The following is an 18,454-nucleotide window of genomic DNA, read 5'->3' on the forward strand; positions in this document are numbered from 1 at the left end:
TATGATATTGGTTATCATTATCACTTAAAGGGGGGTTATCATGCTCACCGCCATGATTGCCGCGTGTGGACTGTGGGGCGTCAGCTGGTGCCTCGGCGATCGCCTGGCCAGCGCCTGGGGCGTTTTGCTGCCGTGCGCGCTGATGCCGCTGCTGGCCTTGATCGATCTGAATATGATGCAGCTGCGCACCCTGATTGTGATAGCGATGCTGGCGACGCTGGTGATGCTGTTCAACAGCCGGCTGCGTCACTATCTGCTGCTGCCTTCCTGCATGGCGCTGGCGGGCGGCCTGGCGGCAATCAGCCTCAACTTCAGCTTCGCGTAAACGCCGGAAACGGCAAAACCACGCTTAGGCGTGTTTATCATCAATGCGTTGGGATTTTTTCGAGGGAACTACCGGAGAGATCATCAATTGGTGCGAAGAGAGGGACTTGAACCCTCACGTCCGTAAGGACACTAACACCTGAAGCTAGCGCGTCTACCAATTCCGCCACCTTCGCACAGTCGATGTTGTTGCTTTGATTTATATTACGTCGCCAGCTTGGTGCGAAGAGAGGGACTTGAACCCTCACGTCCGTAAGAACACTAACACCTGAAGCTAGCGCGTCTACCAATTCCGCCACCTTCGCATCGATGCTGAGTGCAATATAAATCATGTGGTTATTTGGTGCGAAGAGAGGGACTTGAACCCTCACGTCCGTAAGGACACTAACACCTGAAGCTAGCGCGTCTACCAATTCCGCCACCTTCGCGTACCAGAAACATTACCGGAGTAACGTTACCACGGAGGCGAATTCTAGAGATTTTGGCGGGCACGTCAACAGTTATTTCCCCGCTTTGCGGGCGTTTGCTGGAAAAACAGCCATATCGCCGCTTTTCTGCTGGTCAAACAGCCAAATCAGCCAATCAATCAACACCCTGACCCGTGGCGCCAGGAAACGGCCGGGCGGATACATGATGTAAATCGGCATCGGCGGAGGCGGCGTGTCCGCCAACACTTCCACCAGTTCGCCCCGTTCCAGCCAGGGAGCAAGTGAATAGCGCGCCGCCTGAATCAACCCCATGCCGGCACGCGCGCCGGCGATGTAAGCGTCGGCGCCGCTGACGCTCAGCCGGGCAGGGAGTTCGCGCAGTTCCACCTTGTCGCCACGGCAGAATTCCAGCGGATAATCGCGGTTGCTGGCCAGGGAAAAATACCCTACCGCGCGGTGCGGCGCCAGGCTATCGATGTCGAGCGGCGTGCCGCTGGCCTGCAGGTAAGCGGGGGAAGCGCAGGTGATCTGCGGCAGCTGGGCGATGCGCCGCGCCACCAGGCTGTCGTCTTCGGTTTCCCAGGCGCGCAGCACGCAGTCTACGCCTTCGCGCAACAGATCGACGTGGGTGTCGTTGGCACCCAGCGCCAGCGTGATGTCGGGATAGCGCCGGTAAAAGTCGCCCAGCGCCGGAATGACGATCTGGCGCGCCAGCGAATGGGGCATGTCGATACGCACCTTGCCGGATGGCTGCAGCTTATGGTGGCTGAACAGCGTGTCCGCTTCCTCAAGCGCCCCCAGCAGCTGTACGCAGCGTTGATAGTAAAGGCTGCCTTCGCTGGTCACCTGTACCTGGCGGGTGGTGCGGATCAGCAGGCGCACGCCCAGCCGCTGCTCCAGCCGTTTCAGCGCGTTGCTGACCGTGGCGCGCGGCAGCTGCAGGCGCTCGGCCGCCCGGCTGAAGCTGCCCAGTTCGACGATGCGGGTAAAAATGCGCATGGCTTGAACCTGATCCATGTCCACTCCGGATTGTTGGTGATTTTTGAACAGTGATGTGCGATCTGCATTATTTATCTTTGTAGCGTAAACAACCAGACTTTGCTGCGTTATCCGTTCATCGCATGAGGGCTGCACAATGCAACAACGTAAACTGGGTTCCCACGGTCCCGTCGTCTCCGCCCTGGGGCTGGGATGCATGGGCATGAGCGACTTCTACTCCACCGGCGCCGATCGGCAGGAGGCCATCGCCACGCTGCACCGGGCGCTGGAGCTGGGCGTCACGCTGCTCGACACCGCCGACATGTATGGTCCGCACACCAACGAAGAGTTGGTGGGGGAAGCGATCAAGGGCAAACGGCAACAGGTGTTCCTGGCTACCAAGTTCGGCATCCTGCGCGATCCGGCGGATCCTTCGGCGCGCGGCGTCAGCAGCCGGCCCGAGTATATCCGGCGCTCGGTGGAAGGCAGCCTGCGGCGCTTGGGCGTAGAGGAGATCGATCTTTATTATCAGCATCGGGTCGATCCGCAGGTGCCGATCGAAGACGTCGTGGGCACGATGGCGGATCTGATCCGCGAAGGCAAGATCCGCCATATCGGCCTGAGCGAGGCGTCGGTCGCCACGCTGGAGCGGGCGCACAAGGTGCATCCGATCACGGCGTTGCAGACCGAGTATTCGCTGTGGACGCGCGATGCTGAACAGGGCGTGCTGGCCGCCTGTGAGCGACTGGGGATCGGCTTTGTGCCTTACAGCCCGTTAGGGCGCGGTTTCCTTACCGGCGCTATCCGGCGGCCGGAGGATCTGGCCGAGGACGATTTCCGCCGCGGCAATCCGCGCTTCCAGGGCGAAAACTTCGCCCGCAACCTGGCGCTGGTGGAGAAGGTGGGTGAGCTGGCGGCGCAGAAGGACGTCAAGCCTTCACAGCTGGCGCTGGCCTGGGTGTTGGCGCAGGGCGAGCACATCGTGCCGATCCCCGGCACCAAACGCCGTCGCTATCTGGAAGAGAACGTCGCGGCGGCGGAGATAACGCTGAGCGCGGCCGAACTGGCGGCGATCGAAGCGGTGTTTCCGCTGAGTGCAGCGGCCGGCGATCGCTACGGCGCCGAGTCGATGGCCTATATCAACGGCTAAAAAAAAGCGCGGCCTCAGGCCGCGCTCTGTCGTTTTCCGCCAACGGCGAATTATTTCTTCTTCGGCGCGCGCGGTGGGCGGCCGACGGTGGCCTGATACACCTTGAAGCGGCCGTTCTGCGCCAGCACTTCGTGGCTGCCGAAGGTGGCGTCCAGAATGTCCGGGTACGGCAGGAAGGCGTTGGCGACGATGCGCAGTTGGCCGCCGATCGGCAGGTGTTTCACCGCGCCGCGGATCAGGGTTTCAGCGGCGGTCAGGCTGGTCTGCAGCCCGTCGTGGAACGGCGGGTTGGAGATGATCATGTCGAAACGGCCGGTGATGTCGGAGTAAACGTTGCTGACGATCACTTCGCCTTCGATGCCGTTGGCGGCCAGCGTCGCGCGGCTGGATTCCACCGCGGCGGCGTTGACGTCGCTGAGGGTCAGTTTCACCTTCGGCGACAGCTTGGCCATCACCGAGGCCATCACGCCGGCGCCGCAGCCGATGTCCAGCACCTTGCCTTTCATGTGTTTTTCCAGCGTCGACAGCAGCAGCGAGCTGCCGACGTCCAGGCCGTCGCGGCTGAACACGCCCGGCAGCGTTTTCACTTCCAGATCGTGCAGCTGATAGCTGTCCCACCAGTCGTTCAGGTCGAATTCGGTCTGCGCGTCCAGACGGCCGTGATACAGGCCGCAGCGGCGCGCGCTGTCGATTTTCACCAGCGCAACGTGGCCTTCCAGCGTTGGCTCGGCGCTGCGCACGCCGCTGCGGTTTTCACCGACCACGAACACGTCTACGCCCACCGGCAGCAGCGCCAGGATGTTGCACAGCTGGAATTGCGCTTCCTGCTTGCTCTTCGGCCAGTAGTAAACCAGCGTATCGCAGTCGGCGACGAAAGCGGGATCGATGGTCAAACCGAACTGCACGTTATCGCCCATCGTCCGGTTCAGTAACTGCCAGTGATGGTATTGCTGAGTGTGGACGCGCACGTCCGCGGCCTCGAATTGGGCCGGCAGGCTGTCCTGCAGGTCGCCGGCAAACAGCACGCGGCGTTCGATAAATTCATCACTGTGGCGCAGCATGACTTCACTGGCGGGGGTTAATGCAGACATCGGATATTGGCTCCTGGAAATGAGACCGGGGATTATAGAGCTTTGTGGCGATATGTTCGACGGGTTTGTTGGCGCGGGCTGCGCGGGTTTGTTAGCATAGCGCGGCGCATGGCAGGCATGGCGCACCACAACGGGTAGGAATCGGCATGGCATCAAAACGCGACTGGCTGTTACAACAACTGGGTATTACGCAGTGGACATTGCGCCGCCCGAGCGTGTTGCAGGGCGAAGTGGCGGTCAGCCTGCCGCCCGAGGCGCGCCTGCTGGTGGTGGCGCAGACGCTGCCCGCGTCCGACGATCCGCTGTTTTGCGACGTGCTGCTCAGCCTGGGGCTGACGCCGGCGCAAACCTACAGCCTGACGCCGGAACAGGCGGCGATGCTGCCTGAAGAGACCGCATGCAACAGTTGGCGGCTGGGCGTGGCGGAACCGCTTGCGGTCGCCGGCGCGCAGCTATACAGCCCGGCGCTGGCCGAGCTTTCCCAAGACGCGGGGGCCAAACGCGCCCTCTGGCAGCAGATTTGTCATCATGAACACGATTTCTACCCTGACGGCGGCCGACCTGGCCACGGCCTTCACCATTGAGCAAGCCAGCCACGCTTTCCCCTGGACGGAAACCACCTTCGCCAGCAATCAGGGCGATCGCTACCTTAACCTGAAGCTGAACGCCGATGGGGAAATGGCGGGATTCGCCATCACGCAGATCGTGCTGGACGAAGCCACGCTGTTCAACATCGCCATTCATCCGCGGTGGCAGCGCCGGGGCTTTGGCCGCCTGCTGCTCAACGCGGTGATCGAACAGCTGGAGAGCCGTGGCGTGGTGACGCTGTGGCTGGAGGTGCGCGCCTCCAACCAGGCGGCGATCGCACTGTATGAAGATCTCGGTTTCAACGAGGTCACCGTGCGCCGCAATTATTACCCGAGCGCCCACGGCCGCGAAGACGCGATCGTGATGGCGCTGCCGCTGGCGTAATCCGCCCGGCCGGTAAAAGCATTGATTGTCACCGGTTGGCAAATCGGCGAAAATGCCCGGCTGTTATCTTTTATTCACCGCTTTGCCCGGCGCCGCGATCGGCGCGTTCTGATGATGTCGCAGGGCGGACTAACCGTAGAACCTGAAAACCATGTCTCCTAGTGAATTTGCCCGCGAAGTCTCCAAAAGAAGAACTTTCGCCATCATCTCGCACCCCGATGCCGGTAAAACCACCATTACCGAAAAAGTGCTGCTATTCGGACAGGCGATCCAGACCGCCGGTACGGTAAAAGGCCGTGGCTCCAGCCAGCACGCCAAATCCGACTGGATGGAAATGGAAAAGCAGCGTGGGATCTCGATCACCACCTCCGTGATGCAGTTCCCGTACCGCGACAGCCTGGTTAACCTGCTGGATACCCCGGGGCACGAAGACTTCTCCGAAGATACTTACCGTACCCTGACCGCCGTCGACTGCTGTCTGATGGTGATCGACGCCGCCAAGGGCGTTGAGGATCGTACCCGTAAGCTGATGGAAGTCACCCGTCTGCGCGACACGCCGATCCTGACCTTCATGAACAAACTGGACCGCGACATCCGCGATCCGATGGAAGTGATGGATGAAGTCGAGCGCGAACTGAAGATCGCCTGCTCGCCTATCACCTGGCCGATCGGCTGCGGCAAGCTGTTCAAGGGCGTTTACCACCTGTACAAGGATGAAACCTACCTGTATCAGACCGGTAAAGGCCACACCATCCAGGAAGTGCGCATCGTCAAAGGCCTGGACAACCCGGAGCTGGATGCGGCGGTGGGCGAAGATCTGGCGGCTCAGCTGCGCGATGAGCTGGAGCTGGTGCAGGGCGCTTCCCACGAGTTCGATCAGGAGGCTTTCCTGAGCGGCGAGCTGACCCCGGTGTTCTTCGGTACCGCACTCGGTAACTTCGGCGTGGATCACATGCTGGACGGTCTGGTTGCCTGGGCGCCGGCGCCGATGCCGCGCAAAACCGACACCCGCGAAGTGACGGCGGCGGAAGAGAAATTCACCGGCTTCGTCTTCAAGATCCAGGCCAACATGGATCCGAAACACCGCGACCGCGTGGCCTTTATGCGCGTGGTTTCCGGCCGCTACGAGAAGGGCATGAAGCTGCGCCAGGTGCGTACCGGCAAAGACGTAGTGATCTCCGACGCGCTGACCTTTATGGCCGGCGACCGTTCGCACGTGGAAGAAGCCTACCCGGGCGACATCATCGGCCTGCACAACCACGGCACCATTCAGATCGGCGATACCTTCACCCAGGGTGAAGACATGAAGTTCACCGGTATTCCGAACTTCGCGCCGGAGCTGTTCCGCCGCATTCGCCTGCGCGACCCGCTGAAGCAGAAACAGCTGCTGAAGGGGCTGGTGCAGCTGTCCGAAGAGGGCGCGGTACAGGTGTTCCGTCCGATCGCCAACAACGATCTGATCGTCGGCGCGGTCGGTGTGCTGCAGTTCGACGTGGTGGTGGCGCGTTTGAAGAGCGAGTACAACGTGGAAGCGCTGTACGAATCGGTCAACGTGTCGACCGCGCGCTGGGTCGAGTGCGACGACGTGAAGAAGTTCGAAGAGTTCAAGCGCAAGAACGAGATCAACCTGGCGCTGGATGGCGGGGACAACCTGTCCTACATCGCGCCGACCATGGTGAACCTCAACCTGACGCAGGAACGCTATCCTGACGTGACCTTCCGCAAAACCCGCGAACACTGATCGCTCGGCAGGGCGCCCAGTGCGCCCTGCACGCTTCTCCTATCCTCACTGCGCTAATTAATAAATCTTCCTCATATTTTATCCTGCGAACCGCTATCGCCAGGCGATGTTCGTTTGGCCTGCGTTTTCCGTCTGATGGTCTATCTTTAACGAGATGTCCGCACATTGCTTGAGAGTAAATCACTGTAATACGCTATTTGTTTGGTGAGTTATTCTGGTGTGTTGCCGATAGGAGACAGTAAGTATCTTTAAATATCAATGAGATAGCTATATTTCAGTTTTGTGTAACTTAGCCTGTCGCCAATAGACGACAGTTTTTTGGCTAAAAATTCGACTTCTGAATTTTTTTCTTTGATTTTTAAGGTGTTTTTTGAGTTGGCACGGCCGTTGCAATACTCCTGTCGTGAACGCTTAATCGTATAGCGATGATGAAGTATTTACCGAGAAGGCCGCGTGAAGGTGGCCGCAGGGTTCCGGCGCTCTGGCGTCGAGAGCCCCCAACAAAAGGAAGAGATCGATGAAAAAGACCAAATTTGCACACTCGCTGATGGCTGTCGTATTGGGTTCTGTTTTGGTAAGCGGCAGTGCGCTGGCCGAAGACAGCCTGCTCAACAAGGCGTCTAACGCCGCGGATAGTGCCGGTGCCAAAATCGATAGCTCCATGAAAAAAGTTGACGGTTACATGGATGACAGCGCGATAACGGCTAAAGTTAAAAGTGCGTTGGTGGAAGATAAGACTATCAAAAGCTCCGACATTTCGGTGAAAACCGAAAAAGGCACCGTGATCCTGAGTGGGTTCGTCGGCAGCCAGGCGCAGGCGGAGCATGCGGTCGCGGTCGCCGGCAAGGTGGAAGGCGTCAAGACCGTCAGCGACAAGCTGCATGTGAAAGATGAAGCCAACCAGTCGATCAAATCGTATGCCGGTGACACCGCCACCACCAGCGAGCTGAAAGCCAAGCTGTTGGCCGATGACATCGTGCCGTCGCGCAATGTGAAAGTGGAAACCACCGATGGCGTGGTGCAGCTGTCCGGTGAGGTGAAAACGCAGGCGCAGTCTGAGCGTGCGGAAAGCATCGCCAAGGCTATCGACGGCGTGAAAAGCGTGAAAAACGACCTGGTGGTCAAGCAGTAATTCCGCCAGGCGCCCGTAACAAGCAACAACAAGCCGCATCTGTCGGGCCGTGAAGGCGGCCCGGCATGTAACACCAAAAAAAGAAACTGATTTGCCGTCGACGTCCCGTTGTCGGGGTGGTAGATGGCAGCGAATTTTTTCACAATGGTAAGGAGAAGCTTATGTTTCGTTGGGGCATTATCTTTTTAGTCATCGCGCTTATCGCTGCGGCGCTGGGGTTCGGTTCGTTGGCGGGCACCGCTGCCTGGGCGGCTAAAATCGTGTTCGTTGTCGGCATCATCCTGTTCCTGGTCAGCCTGTTCACCGGCCGCCGTCGCCCTTAGCCGGCGGGCATTTTCCCGTAAACTGTAACAAAGCTTAACTCCTTTTCTCACGTCGGGGAGGGCCGGCCATGAACAGCGACATCATCGTCGGGCGCTGGAAACAGCTGAAAGGCCAGGTATGGCAGGCGTGGGCAGAATGGTCAGGCAGCGATTATGCCTGGCTGGCCGGCAGCAACGATTTCCTCGCCGGCGTACTGCAAGAGGATTACGGAAGAGAGCGAGACGCGGTATCCTCGGAGAAAACGTCTCACTGAGGATGCCAAGTTGGGATACAGAATACCCATCACGCTCGGCAATATAGAACCGCTGGCGTCTAAACCCTTTCGGCCAGGCAAGATGGCGCTGGTCTGCGAAGGCGGCGGCCAGCGCGGCATTTTCACCGCCGGCGTGCTGGACGAGTTTCAGCGCGCGGGCTTTAACCCTTTCGATCTGCTGATCGGCACGTCGGCCGGCGCCCAGAATCTGTCCGCCTATATCTGCGGGCAGGTGGGCTACGCGCGTCGGGTAATCACCCGCTACACCACCTCGGCCCAGTTCTTCAATCCGCTGCGCTTCGTGCGCGGCGGGCATCTGATCGATCTCGATTGGCTGGTCGATACGGCGGCGGCGCAGATGCCGTTGGCGATGGACGTGGCGGAACAGCACTTTACCGACGGGCGCGAGTTCCTGCTGTGCGCCTGCCGCAGCGATGACTTTGAGCCGACCTACCTGCCGGCGCAGCGCGAACGCTGGCTGCCGGCCATCAAGGCGTCCAGCGCCATTCCCGGTTTTTATCGCCAGGGCGTGGAGCTGGACGGCGTCAGCTATCAGGACGGCGGCATCAGCGATGCGATCCCGGTGGAAGAGGCCTATCGTCGCGGCGCTGACACCATCGTGGTGATCCGCACCGTGCCCTCGCAGATGTACTACACCCCGCAGTGGATGAAGCGCATGGAGCACTGGCTGAGCGACAGCAGCCTGCAGCAGATGGTGCGCATCCTGCAGCATCACGAGCAAAGCTATCACCGCATCCAGCGCTTTATCGAGAAGCCGCCGGGCAAGCTGCGCATCTTCGAAATCTTTCCGCCGAAGCCGCTGGCCAGCAATGCGCTGGGCAGCCGACTGGGGTCGCTCAATCAGGATTATCACCTGGGGCGCCGCTGCGGCCGTTACTTCCTGGCCACCGTCGGCCAGTGGATGGCGCAGCCGGAGCCGGACGGCATGAAGGTGAAAAAAGCGCTGTCGCGCCGCCTGATCCAGCCGGAGAACGTCAGAATGCCTTCGCCGATCGTGACCGATATCGTCATGCCGTCCGAGCTGGGCGCGCAGCCGGAGGCCGCGGTAGCGGCGCCGAAGATCATTCTGCCGGGTGATTTGCCGCCGGGTGAAGGGGGGGCGCTGTGAGTTACGCCTTTACCGATACTCACTGCCATTTCGATTTTCCGCCCTTTACCGGGCATGAGGCCGAGAGCCTGACGCGGGCGGCAAGCGCCGGCGTGCAGCGCATCATCGTCCCGACGGTCACCGCCGATCGCTTTGCCCGGGTGCTGCGGCTGGCGCAAGATCACGCGCCGCTGTTCGCCGCGCTGGGGCTGCACCCGTTGTATATCGCGCAGCATCATGAGCCGCAGTTGGAGCAGCTGGCAACGCTGCTGGCCGAACGGCCGCGCAAGCTGGTGGCAGTGGGGGAGATCGGGCTCGATCTGTATATGGACAACCCGCAGTTCGAGCGCCAGCAAAGCGTGCTGCTGGCCCAGCTGAGGCTGGCGAAACAGCATGACCTGCCGGTGATCCTCCATTCGCGCCGCACCCACGATCAGCTGGCCGCGGCGCTGCGGCGCATGCAGTTGCCGCGTCGCGGCGTGGTGCACGGCTTCGCCGGCAGCCTGTCGCAGGCGCAGGCCTTTATCCGCCTCGGCTATTACATCGGCGTGGGCGGCACCATCACCTATGAGCGGGCGCAAAAAACGCGCGGCGTGATGGCGCAGTTGCCGCTCGAGGCGCTGCTGCTGGAGACCGATGCGCCGGACATGCCGCTGGCCGGCTATCAGGGGCAGCCGAATCGCCCCGAACGCGCCGCCGAGGTGTTTCAAACGCTGTGCGAGCTGCGGCCGGAACCGGCCGACGAGATTGCCGCCCACCTGCAACGCAATACTCAGGCACTGTTCGCCATGCCGGATTGATGGGTTTATAACGTGACTTGCGTCACGTTATAAGATTTTCATTTGCGTCTCGTTGTATACATTTGTGACATAAATCGGTGCGAGGGTGACCTCGCTCAGTATAATCCCCCCCGAAACACTCCAATAGCAGACCTCTCTTCATGAGCAGGGATGTACTTTATTTTTTGCAACAGGGAAACTTTGCATGCAACTCATCATGAGTCTGGTCGGTATGGCGGTGCTGATCGCCATTGCGGTGCTGCTCTCCAGCAACCGCCGGGCCATTAAACTGCGCACCGTCGTGTGGGCGTTCATCATCCAGATCGGCATCGGCGCGCTGGTGCTGTACGTGCCGCTGGGCCGCAGCATCCTCGGCAGTATGTCTAACGGCGTGGCAAACGTTATCGCCTACGGCAATCAGGGCATTTCGTTCATCTTCGGCGGGCTGGTGTCCGACAAGATGTTCGAGGTGTTCGGCGGCGGCGGCTTCGTGTTCGCGCTGCGTGTTCTGCCGGTGATCGTGTTCTTCTCCTCGCTGATTGCGGTGCTGTACTACCTCGGCATCATGCAGTTGGTGATCCGCGTGCTGGGCGGCGGCCTGCACAAGCTGCTGGGCACCTCGCGCACCGAATCGCTGTCGGCGACCGCCAACATTTTCGTTGGCCAGACCGAAGCGCCGCTGGTGGTGCGCCCGTATATCGCCACCATGAGCCAGTCAGAGCTGTTCGCCGTGATGTGCGGCGGCCTGGCCTCGGTAGCCGGTTCGGTGCTGGCAGGGTACGCGCAGATGGGCGTGCCGCTGGAATACCTGATCGCCGCGTCCTTCATGGCCGCGCCGGGCGGGCTGCTGTTCGCCAAGCTGATGGTGCCGGAAACCGAGCAGACCCACGATAAAGACGATGCGATGAAGCTGATCGCCGAAGAAGATCGTCCGGCCAACGTGATCGACGCGGCGGCTTCCGGCGCGGCTTCCGGCATGCAGCTGGCGCTGAACGTCGGTGCGATGCTGCTGGCGTTTATCGCGCTGATCGCCTTGCTTAACGGCATTCTCGGCGGTATCGGCGGCTGGTTCGATTATCCGCAGCTGTCGCTTGAACTGATCCTCGGCTGGGTGTTCTCGCCGATCGCCTTCCTGATCGGCGTGCCGTGGAGCGAGGCGATGACCGCCGGTTCGTTTATCGGCCAGAAGATCATCGTCAACGAGTTCGTCGCCTACATGAACTTCGGCGCCTATCTGCGTCCGGACGACGTGGTGGCTGCGGAAGGCCTGCAGGTGCTGTCGGCCCATACCAAGGCGATCATCTCCTTCGCGCTGTGCGGCTTCGCCAACCTCTCCTCGGTGGCGATCCTGCTGGGCGGTCTGGGCAGCATGGCGCCCAACCGTCGCCACGACATCGCGCGTTTCGGTCTGAAGGCCGTGGCGGCGGGCACGCTGTCCAACCTGATGAGCGCCACCATCGCCGGTTTCTTCCTGGCGCTGTAAGCCATCCCGGAGCCCGCGACGGCGCGACCGATCGCGGGACTCCGCCTATACTCTAAGCAACGCGGGTGCTTGCCGCACCCGCGATCTTCAGCCGCTTCTTTAGCGAATTTGTGAACGATATCGCGTTATTTTGTGATGCTATTCACATATAATTCCGGTCTGTTACAGTGCTATTTCATATAGTGTGACGATGAACGCGAATCGCCCTTGGCATTCGTGTTCAAATAGCTATTACTGGCCGGCCGCAAGGCGGGTGGCCATGTGCGGTGAGAAGGATCTCAGTTGCCGCCGAGGGAATGCCGTTCCCCTGCGCTATCTTCATGGAACCAAGTCCGCTCGCCAACACCCAGGTACTCAGTTGGAGAGTTTTATGACCGAATTAACCGCAGCAGCGCAACGTGCGCTGAACCTGATGGATTTAACCACGCTGAATGATGATGACACCGACGAGAAAGTAATCGCCCTCTGTCGTCAGGCCAACAGCCCGGCCGGCCACACGGCGGCCATCTGCATCTACCCGCGTTTTATCCCGGTAGCGCGCAAGGCGCTGCGTGAGCAAGGCACGCCGGATATCCGTATCGCCACCGTGACTAACTTCCCGCATGGCAACGACGATATCGACATCGCGCTGGCGGAAACCCGCGCGGCCATCGCCTATGGCGCGGATGAAGTGGACGTGGTGTTCCCTTACCGCGCGCTGATCGCCGGCAACGAACAGGTCGGCTTCGAGCTGGTGAAACAGTGCAAGCAGGCTTGTCAGGCGGCCAACGTGCTGCTGAAAGTGATCATCGAAACCGGTGAGCTGAAGCAGGCCGACCTGATCCGCAAGGCGTCCGAAATCGCCATCAAGGCCGGGGCGGACTTTATCAAGACCTCCACCGGCAAGGTGCCGGTCAACGCCACGCTGGAAAGCGCCGAGCTGATGATGTCGGTGATCCGCGATCTGGGCGTGGCGAAGACGGTGGGCTTCAAGCCGGCCGGCGGCGTGCGCACCGCAGAGGATGCGCTGCATTATCTGCAACTTGCCGATCGTATTCTGGGCGAAGGCTGGGCCGATGCGCGGCATTTCCGCTTTGGAGCTTCCAGCCTGCTGGCCAGCTTGCTGACCGCGCTGGGCCACCAGACCCAGACCGTCGGCGGCGGCTACTGATCGATTTCGTTGGCGGGCGCCAGGCGCGCCCGTCTGCACCGACTCTCGGCGACACAGGGGGATGCTTTGTTCCTGGCTCAAGAAATTATTCGTAAAAAACGCGACGGCCAGCCGTTAAGCGAAGCGGAAATCCGCTTTTTCATCAACGGCATTCGCGACAACGTGGTGTCGGAAGGGCAGATCGCCGCGCTGGCGATGACCATTTATTTCCATGACATGAGCATGCCGGAGCGCGTGGCGCTTACCATGGCGATGCGCGATTCCGGTACCGTGCTGGATTGGAAGAGTCTGGCGCTGAACGGCCCGATCGTCGACAAGCATTCGACCGGCGGCGTGGGCGACGTGACCTCGCTGATGCTCGGCCCGATGGTGGCGGCCTGCGGCGGCTATGTGCCGATGATCTCCGGCCGCGGCCTGGGGCATACCGGCGGCACGCTGGACAAGCTGGAAGCCATTCCGGGCTTCAATATTTTCCCGGACGATAACGCCTTCCGCAAAATCATTCAGGACGTCGGCGTGGCGATCATCGGCCAGACCAGCTCGCTGGCGCCGGCGGACAAACGTTTCTACGCCACCCGCGACATTACCGCTACCGTGGATTCGATTCCGCTGATCACCGCCTCCATTCTGGCCAAGAAGCTGGCGGAAGGGCTGGATGCGCTGGTGATGGACGTGAAGGTCGGCTCCGGTGCCTTTATGCCGACCTATGCGCTGTCGCAAGACTTGGCGCAGGCGATCGTCGGCGTGGCCAACGGCGCGGGCTGCAAGACCACCGCGCTGCTGACCGACATGAACCAGGTGCTGGCCTCCAGCGCCGGCAACGCGGTGGAAGTGCGCGAAGCGGTGCGCTTCCTGACCGGCGAATACCGCAACCCGCGCCTGCTGGAAGTGACGCTGGCGCTGTGCGTGGAAATGCTGCTGTCCGGCGGCCTGGCGCAAGACGAGGCCGACGCGCGCGCCAAACTGCAGGCGGTGCTGGACAACGGCAAGGCGGCGGAGGTGTTTGGCCGCATGGTGGCGGCGCAGCAGGGGCCGATAGACTTCGTCGAACGCTACGATAGCTATCTGCCGGCGGCAACGCTGAGCAAGCCGGTGTATGCTGAAAAGCCGGGCATCATCAGCGCCATGGATACCCGCGCGCTGGGCATGGCGGTGGTTTCGCTGGGCGGCGGCCGTCGCCGGGCGAGCGACGCCATCGACTACAGCGTTGGGCTGACCGAAGTGGCGCGCCTGGGTGATAAAGTGGATGCCCAGCAGCCGTTGGCGATGATCCACGCCAACGATGAAGAGAGCTGGCAGCAGGCGGCCGATGCGGTGCGCAGCGCAATGACGCTGAGCGACAAGGCGCCGGAAGCGACGCCGGTGGTGTATAAGCGCATCACGGAATAACCCAAGAATCAGGAACGGCCGCGGCTTTTTCGCGGCCGTCCAAAGCGTGAGAACACGCAGGAGAGCACAGATGAAACGCACATTTATTATGGTATTGGACTCCTTCGGCATCGGCGCCAGCGAAGACGCCGAACGTTTTGGCGACCAGGGTTCCGACACCCTGGGCCACATCGCCGAGGTTTGCGCGCGCGGTGAGGCCAACGTGGGCCGCCAGGGGCCGCTGACGCTGCCTAACCTGAGCCGTCTGGGCCTCGGTAAAGCGGCGGAAGAGTCCACCGGCAACTTCCCGCAGGGGCTGGACCGCAACGCCGACATCATCGGCGCTTACGCTTACGCCAGCGAGCTCTCTTCCGGTAAAGACACGCCGTCGGGCCACTGGGAAATCGCCGGTGTGCCGGTGCTGTTCGACTGGGGCTACTTCACGGACGAGCACAACAGCTTCCCGCAGGCACTGCTGGACAAGCTGGTCGAGCGCGCCAAGCTGCCGGGTTACCTGGGCAACTGTCACTCGTCCGGCACCGTGATCCTCGATCAGCTGGGCGAAGAGCACATGAAAACCGGCAAGCCGATTTTCTACACCTCCGCCGACTCGGTGTTCCAGATCGCCTGCCATGAAGAAACCTTCGGCCTGGATCGCCTGTATGAGCTGTGCGAAATCGCGCGTGAAGAGTTGACCGAAGGCGGCTACAACATCGGCCGCGTGATCGCGCGTCCGTTCGTCGGCGATAAGCCGGGCCACTTCCAGCGCACCGGCAACCGTCACGATCTGGCGGTAGAGCCGCCGGCGCCGACCGTGCTGAAAAAGCTGGTGGATGAGAAGGGCGGCGAAGTGGTGTCGATCGGTAAAATCGCCGACATCTACGCCAACGTCGGCATCACCAAGAAGGTGAAGGCGACCGGCATCGACGCGCTGTTCGACGCGACCCTGATCGAAATGGAAAAGGCCGGCGACAACACCATCGTGTTCACCAACTTCGTGGACTTTGACTCCTCCTATGGCCACCGCCGCGACGTGGCGGGCTACGCTGCCGCGCTGGAGCTGTTCGACCGCCGCCTGCCGGAGCTGCTGAAGCTGGTGAAAGACGAAGACATCATCATCTTCACCGCCGACCACGGCTGCGACCCGACCTGGCCGGGCACCGACCACACCCGCGAACACATCCCGGTGCTGGTTTACGGCCCGAAAGTGAAGCCGGGCTCGCTGGGCCACCGCGAGACCTTTGCCGACATCGGCCAGACCGTCGCCAATTATTTTGGCCTGTCGCCGATGGATTACGGTAAGAGCATGTTCTAAGCCCTGTCTTTCAAGCCGCAGCGTTGTTAGCTTCACGCGTGAACCCCAGTCACTTACTCAAGTAAGCTCCTGGGGATTCACCCGCTAGCTGCCTGGCTGCAACTCGACATTCAAGGCTTAGATGTTTGACGTTTTTATTAAATAAGATTTCTAAAGGAAGAAAATTATGGCTACGCCGCACATTAATGCTGAGATGGGTGATTTCGCTGACGTAGTACTGATGCCGGGCGATCCGCTGCGTGCAAAATACATCGCCGAAACCTTCCTGGAAGGCGCGGTGGAAGTGAACAACGTGCGCGGCATGTTGGGCTTCACCGGCACCTACAAAGGCCGCCGCATCTCCGTAATGGGCCACGGCATGGGCATCCCGTCCTGCTCCATCTATGCGCGCGAGCTGATCGCCGAATTCGGCGTGAAGAAGATCATTCGCGTGGGCTCCTGCGGCGCGGTGCGTGACGATATCAAACTGCGTGACGTGGTGATCGGCATGGGCGCGTGCACCGACTCCAAGGTGAACCGTCTGCGCTTCAAGGACAACGACTACGCGGCGATCGCCGACTTCGACATGGTGCGCAACGCGGTCGACGCGGCGGCGGCGCAGGGCATCCCGGCGCGCGTGGGCAACATCTTCTCCGCCGATCTGTTCTACACGCCGGATCCGGACATGTTCCAGGTGATGAAGAAGTACGGCATCCTGGGCGTGGAAATGGAAGCGGCCGGCATCTACGGCGTGGCGGCGGAGCTGTACGAAGAGTTCGGCTGCAAGGCGCTGACCATCTGCACCGTGTCCGATCACATCCTGCGTCACGAAGCGACCACGGCGGCGGAACGCCAGACCACCTTTAACGAAATGATCGTTATCGCGCTGGAATCCGTGCTGCTGGGCGACAAAGCGTAATACCCCGGCGGGCGTCATCATGACGCCCGCCCGTCAATCTATTCATTCCGCTTGGCCAGTTTTGGCTAACGCTTTACCTTTCAATTGGTTGTGGATCCCGTTGTTACGGACAATCTATTCACCGAAAGGACAAGAAAACGGCGCGAGCGCATTCAGCGCCTGGCCTGAGTTACCCCTTCTTCGGCGCTTCCTGTTTTTTCTCCGGCGCATCCTCTTCGTCGTCTTCCACCGTATTGCCTTCTGCCAACGGCGTGTTGGCGGTCAACAGGTACGGTGACTGCTGCCAGCGGCTGCGGCGGTGTTGCAGCAGGGTGCGCGCCAGAATGATGCCGATCGCCAGCGCCAGCAGGATCATCAGGCGCAGCAGGTTGGTGGTGTTGTCCACCTGCTTGGATTCGGTCGCCAACACGTGGGTGTCGAGGGTGATGCGGATAAAGCCGATCGGGCCGTCTTTGCCCTGAATGGATTCGACCAACTGGTGGTTGAAGTAGCTGCCGGCGCGTTTGCCGTCGAGCGACAGGCGATCGCGTATACTTATCTGTTCCCCGGCGTGGGAGACCAGCGTGCCGTCCAGCTGATACACGCTGACGTCGAGAATGCGGCTGTGATCGGTGAGCTGCTTGAGGATGGCGTCGATGCGCGGGGTGTTGCCGTCGTCGTCCAGCAGCGGCGCCAGGCTGTAGGCGACCTGTTTGGTCAGCGTCTGCGCCAGTTCTTCAACCTGCTCGGATCGCGCCATTTGGTGACTCAGGCTAAAATAAGAGGCGCCCTGCATCAGCAGCACCAGCAAAGCCAGGCAAATCAGGATAATAGCGGTGCGGTGCAGGCGAAATTTCAGTTTAGCGCGAGCCATGCAGGTTCCTTGGGCATCGGGGACACTTTATGTTGCCAGAACCGCTGGCGATAGGATAGCTTGATGCGTCGTTTTATCATGCAGCGTTTTTGTCCATTCAGGAGTCAATGATGTCAAACAGTCTGACCTATTGCGATCTTCCGGCGGAGATCTCTCAATGGCCGGGTCTTCCCCTTTCGCTCAGCGGCGACGAAGTGATGCCGCTGGACTACCGGGCAGGCAATACCGGGTGGCTGTTATACGGCAGGAAGCTGGACAAGGCGCGCATTACGCAATTCCAACGCAAGCTCGGCGCGGCGATGGTGATCGTCACCGCCTGGGGCGTGGACGACTATCAGGTGGTGCGGTTGGCGGGCACGTTAACGCCGCGCGCCAAGCTGCTGGCGGCGGAGAGCGGGCTGGACGTGGCGCCGCTCGGCAAGATCCCACACCTGCGCACGCCGGGGCTGCTGGTGATGGACATGGATTCGACGGCGATCGAGATCGAGTGCATCGACGAGATCGCCAAGCTGGCGGGCGTCGGCGAGCAGGTGGCGGAAGTCACCGAACGCGCGATGCGCGGCGAGCTGGACTTTACCGCCAGCCTGCGCCAGCGCGTCGGCACGCTGAAAGGGGCCGACGCCAACATCCTCAAGCAGGTGCGCGACGAGCTGCCGCTGATGCCGGGGCTGACCAGCCTGGTGGGCAAGCTGCAGGCGATGGGCTGGCATGTGGCGATCGCCTCCGGCGGCTTCACCTACTATGCCGAATACCTGCGCAACCGGCTGCGGCTGGTGGCGGCAGCGGCCAATGAGCTGGAGATCCGCGACGGCAAGCTGACCGGCGAAGTGCTGGGGCCGGTGGTGGACGCACAGTTCAAAGCCGACACGCTGCTGCGGCTGGCGGAGAAGCTTGAGATCCCGCTGGCGCAGACCGTGGCCATCGGCGACGGCGCCAACGATTTGAAAATGATGCAGGCGGCGGGGTTGGGCATCGCCTACCACGCCAAACCGAAAGTGTATGAAAAAGCGCAGGTGGCGATCCGGCATGCGGATCTGATGGGCGTGCTGTGTATTCTCACCGGCAGCCTGAAACACGAAGTGCGATAACGAAAGATTGAGGTAAGAC

At 61.0% G+C, this 18,454-nt stretch carries 19 protein-coding genes and 3 tRNA genes; 16 read left to right on the forward strand and 6 right to left on the reverse strand.

Annotated features, from left to right (window positions below; all coding sequences use genetic code 11):
* The first annotated feature begins 40 nt into the window (after positions 1 to 40).
* Positions 41 to 325: a DUF1435 domain-containing protein gene (locus ACUXAC_RS14905; protein WP_048233751.1), complete on the forward strand. Its 285-nt coding sequence runs from the start codon at positions 41 to 43 to the stop codon at positions 323 to 325.
* Positions 326 to 413: 88 nt separating this feature from the next.
* Here the strand turns inward: ACUXAC_RS14905 and ACUXAC_RS14910 are convergent.
* From ACUXAC_RS14910 to ACUXAC_RS14925, 4 genes are all read right to left on the reverse strand, one after another.
* Positions 414 to 500, reverse strand: a tRNA-Leu gene (locus tag ACUXAC_RS14910).
* 42 nt (positions 501 to 542) lie between these two features.
* A tRNA-Leu gene (locus tag ACUXAC_RS14915) sits at positions 543 to 629 on the reverse strand.
* A gap of 36 nt (positions 630 to 665) precedes the next feature.
* Positions 666 to 752: transfer RNA gene (locus ACUXAC_RS14920), tRNA-Leu, on the reverse strand.
* A gap of 72 nt (positions 753 to 824) precedes the next feature.
* Positions 825 to 1,769: a LysR substrate-binding domain-containing protein gene (locus tag ACUXAC_RS14925; protein WP_454266750.1), complete on the reverse strand. Its 945-nt coding sequence runs from the start codon at positions 1,767 to 1,769 to the stop codon at positions 825 to 827.
* Positions 1,770 to 1,887: 118 nt separating this feature from the next.
* Between ACUXAC_RS14925 and ACUXAC_RS14930 the strand changes: the two genes are divergently transcribed.
* A complete protein-coding gene (locus ACUXAC_RS14930) occupies positions 1,888 to 2,880 on the forward strand; it encodes an aldo/keto reductase (protein ID WP_087762946.1) in 993 nt (330 codons plus the stop codon).
* A 50-nt stretch (positions 2,881 to 2,930) separates the two neighbouring features.
* Here ACUXAC_RS14930 and rsmC read toward each other — a convergent pair whose 3' ends face one another.
* Entirely contained in the window at positions 2,931 to 3,971 is a 1,041-nt protein-coding gene (gene rsmC, locus ACUXAC_RS14935; protein WP_454266751.1) for a 16S rRNA (guanine(1207)-N(2))-methyltransferase RsmC, read from the reverse strand.
* A 146-nt stretch (positions 3,972 to 4,117) separates the two neighbouring features.
* On the opposite strand from rsmC, the gene ACUXAC_RS14940 reads away from it, so the two are divergent.
* From ACUXAC_RS14940 to deoD, 13 genes are all read left to right on the forward strand, one after another.
* Positions 4,118 to 4,555, forward strand: coding sequence for a DNA polymerase III subunit psi (locus ACUXAC_RS14940; RefSeq protein ID WP_060440801.1), 438 nt, complete (start codon positions 4,118 to 4,120; stop codon positions 4,553 to 4,555).
* Entirely contained in the window at positions 4,500 to 4,943 is a 444-nt protein-coding gene (rimI, locus tag ACUXAC_RS14945) for a ribosomal protein S18-alanine N-acetyltransferase (RefSeq protein ID WP_060422302.1), read from the forward strand. The genes ACUXAC_RS14940 and rimI overlap by 56 nt, the downstream gene beginning before the upstream one ends.
* A gap of 151 nt (positions 4,944 to 5,094) precedes the next feature.
* Positions 5,095 to 6,684 (forward strand): peptide chain release factor 3, encoded by a 1,590-nt coding sequence (gene prfC / locus ACUXAC_RS14950; protein WP_038878480.1) that lies wholly within the window; start codon positions 5,095 to 5,097, stop codon positions 6,682 to 6,684.
* Between the two features lie 517 nt (positions 6,685 to 7,201).
* The gene (osmY, locus tag ACUXAC_RS14955; protein ID WP_038878482.1) at positions 7,202 to 7,816 is read left to right on the forward strand and encodes a molecular chaperone OsmY; all 615 of its coding nucleotides are present in this window, start codon (positions 7,202 to 7,204) and stop codon (positions 7,814 to 7,816) included.
* Between the two features lie 161 nt (positions 7,817 to 7,977).
* Positions 7,978 to 8,139: a DUF1328 domain-containing protein gene (locus tag ACUXAC_RS14960; RefSeq protein WP_004857650.1), complete on the forward strand. Its 162-nt coding sequence runs from the start codon at positions 7,978 to 7,980 to the stop codon at positions 8,137 to 8,139.
* A gap of 68 nt (positions 8,140 to 8,207) precedes the next feature.
* The gene (locus ACUXAC_RS14965) at positions 8,208 to 8,393 is read left to right on the forward strand and encodes a CsbD family protein (protein ID WP_060422311.1); all 186 of its coding nucleotides are present in this window, start codon (positions 8,208 to 8,210) and stop codon (positions 8,391 to 8,393) included.
* A 10-nt stretch (positions 8,394 to 8,403) separates the two neighbouring features.
* A complete protein-coding gene (locus ACUXAC_RS14970) occupies positions 8,404 to 9,522 on the forward strand; it encodes a patatin-like phospholipase family protein (RefSeq protein WP_060422316.1) in 1,119 nt (372 codons plus the stop codon).
* Positions 9,519 to 10,301: a TatD family hydrolase gene (locus ACUXAC_RS14975; RefSeq protein ID WP_060422321.1), complete on the forward strand. Its 783-nt coding sequence runs from the start codon at positions 9,519 to 9,521 to the stop codon at positions 10,299 to 10,301. Before ACUXAC_RS14970 ends, ACUXAC_RS14975 begins: the two co-directional genes overlap by 4 nt.
* A gap of 184 nt (positions 10,302 to 10,485) precedes the next feature.
* Positions 10,486 to 11,763, forward strand: coding sequence for a NupC/NupG family nucleoside CNT transporter (locus ACUXAC_RS14980; RefSeq protein WP_038881921.1), 1,278 nt, complete (start codon positions 10,486 to 10,488; stop codon positions 11,761 to 11,763).
* Positions 11,764 to 12,133: 370 nt separating this feature from the next.
* Positions 12,134 to 12,913, forward strand: coding sequence for a deoxyribose-phosphate aldolase (gene deoC / locus ACUXAC_RS14985; RefSeq protein ID WP_454266752.1), 780 nt, complete (start codon positions 12,134 to 12,136; stop codon positions 12,911 to 12,913).
* Between the two features lie 66 nt (positions 12,914 to 12,979).
* Positions 12,980 to 14,302 (forward strand): thymidine phosphorylase, encoded by a 1,323-nt coding sequence (gene deoA / locus ACUXAC_RS14990; protein WP_019454991.1) that lies wholly within the window; start codon positions 12,980 to 12,982, stop codon positions 14,300 to 14,302.
* Positions 14,303 to 14,372: 70 nt separating this feature from the next.
* Positions 14,373 to 15,596 (forward strand): phosphopentomutase, encoded by a 1,224-nt coding sequence (gene deoB / locus ACUXAC_RS14995; RefSeq protein ID WP_049198074.1) that lies wholly within the window; start codon positions 14,373 to 14,375, stop codon positions 15,594 to 15,596.
* A 166-nt stretch (positions 15,597 to 15,762) separates the two neighbouring features.
* A complete protein-coding gene (gene deoD, locus ACUXAC_RS15000) occupies positions 15,763 to 16,494 on the forward strand; it encodes a purine-nucleoside phosphorylase (protein ID WP_004933059.1) in 732 nt (243 codons plus the stop codon).
* Between the two features lie 169 nt (positions 16,495 to 16,663).
* On the opposite strand, the gene ACUXAC_RS15005 is transcribed toward deoD, so the two are convergent.
* Positions 16,664 to 17,347 carry a YtjB family periplasmic protein gene (locus ACUXAC_RS15005; protein ID WP_049198076.1) on the reverse strand — a complete coding sequence of 228 codons (684 nt, stop codon included), beginning with the start codon at positions 17,345 to 17,347 and terminating at the stop codon, positions 16,664 to 16,666.
* A gap of 110 nt (positions 17,348 to 17,457) precedes the next feature.
* Between ACUXAC_RS15005 and serB the strand changes: the two genes are divergently transcribed.
* The gene (gene serB, locus ACUXAC_RS15010) at positions 17,458 to 18,435 is read left to right on the forward strand and encodes a phosphoserine phosphatase (RefSeq protein WP_016929162.1); all 978 of its coding nucleotides are present in this window, start codon (positions 17,458 to 17,460) and stop codon (positions 18,433 to 18,435) included.
* Positions 18,436 to 18,454: the final 19 nt, after the last annotated feature.

This window comes from Serratia sp. 121840015-1, assembly GCF_053627655.1.

What these genes read in the sequence shown, in the direction of transcription:
- ACUXAC_RS14905 (WP_048233751.1), top strand. Translation starts at nt 41, where the DNA reads ATGCTCACCGCCATGATTGCCGCGTGTGGACTGTGGGGCGTCAGCTGG.
- ACUXAC_RS14960 (WP_004857650.1), top strand. Translation starts at nt 7,978, where the DNA reads ATGTTTCGTTGGGGCATTATCTTTTTAGTCATCGCGCTTATCGCTGCG.
- rsmC (WP_454266751.1), bottom strand. Translation starts at nt 3,971, where the DNA reads ATGTCTGCATTAACCCCCGCCAGTGAAGTCATGCTGCGCCACAGTGAT.
- ACUXAC_RS15005 (WP_049198076.1), bottom strand. Translation starts at nt 17,347, where the DNA reads ATGGCTCGCGCTAAACTGAAATTTCGCCTGCACCGCACCGCTATTATC.
- ACUXAC_RS14980 (WP_038881921.1), top strand. Translation starts at nt 10,486, where the DNA reads ATGCAACTCATCATGAGTCTGGTCGGTATGGCGGTGCTGATCGCCATT.
- ACUXAC_RS14925 (WP_454266750.1), bottom strand. Translation starts at nt 1,769, where the DNA reads ATGGATCAGGTTCAAGCCATGCGCATTTTTACCCGCATCGTCGAACTG.
- ACUXAC_RS14930 (WP_087762946.1), top strand. Translation starts at nt 1,888, where the DNA reads ATGCAACAACGTAAACTGGGTTCCCACGGTCCCGTCGTCTCCGCCCTG.
- osmY (WP_038878482.1), top strand. Translation starts at nt 7,202, where the DNA reads ATGAAAAAGACCAAATTTGCACACTCGCTGATGGCTGTCGTATTGGGT.
- deoB (WP_049198074.1), top strand. Translation starts at nt 14,373, where the DNA reads ATGAAACGCACATTTATTATGGTATTGGACTCCTTCGGCATCGGCGCC.
- prfC (WP_038878480.1), top strand. Translation starts at nt 5,095, where the DNA reads ATGTCTCCTAGTGAATTTGCCCGCGAAGTCTCCAAAAGAAGAACTTTC.
- ACUXAC_RS14965 (WP_060422311.1), top strand. Translation starts at nt 8,208, where the DNA reads ATGAACAGCGACATCATCGTCGGGCGCTGGAAACAGCTGAAAGGCCAG.
- serB (WP_016929162.1), top strand. Translation starts at nt 17,458, where the DNA reads ATGTCAAACAGTCTGACCTATTGCGATCTTCCGGCGGAGATCTCTCAA.
- rimI (WP_060422302.1), top strand. Translation starts at nt 4,500, where the DNA reads ATGAACACGATTTCTACCCTGACGGCGGCCGACCTGGCCACGGCCTTC.
- deoC (WP_454266752.1), top strand. Translation starts at nt 12,134, where the DNA reads ATGACCGAATTAACCGCAGCAGCGCAACGTGCGCTGAACCTGATGGAT.
- ACUXAC_RS14940 (WP_060440801.1), top strand. Translation starts at nt 4,118, where the DNA reads ATGGCATCAAAACGCGACTGGCTGTTACAACAACTGGGTATTACGCAG.
- deoD (WP_004933059.1), top strand. Translation starts at nt 15,763, where the DNA reads ATGGCTACGCCGCACATTAATGCTGAGATGGGTGATTTCGCTGACGTA.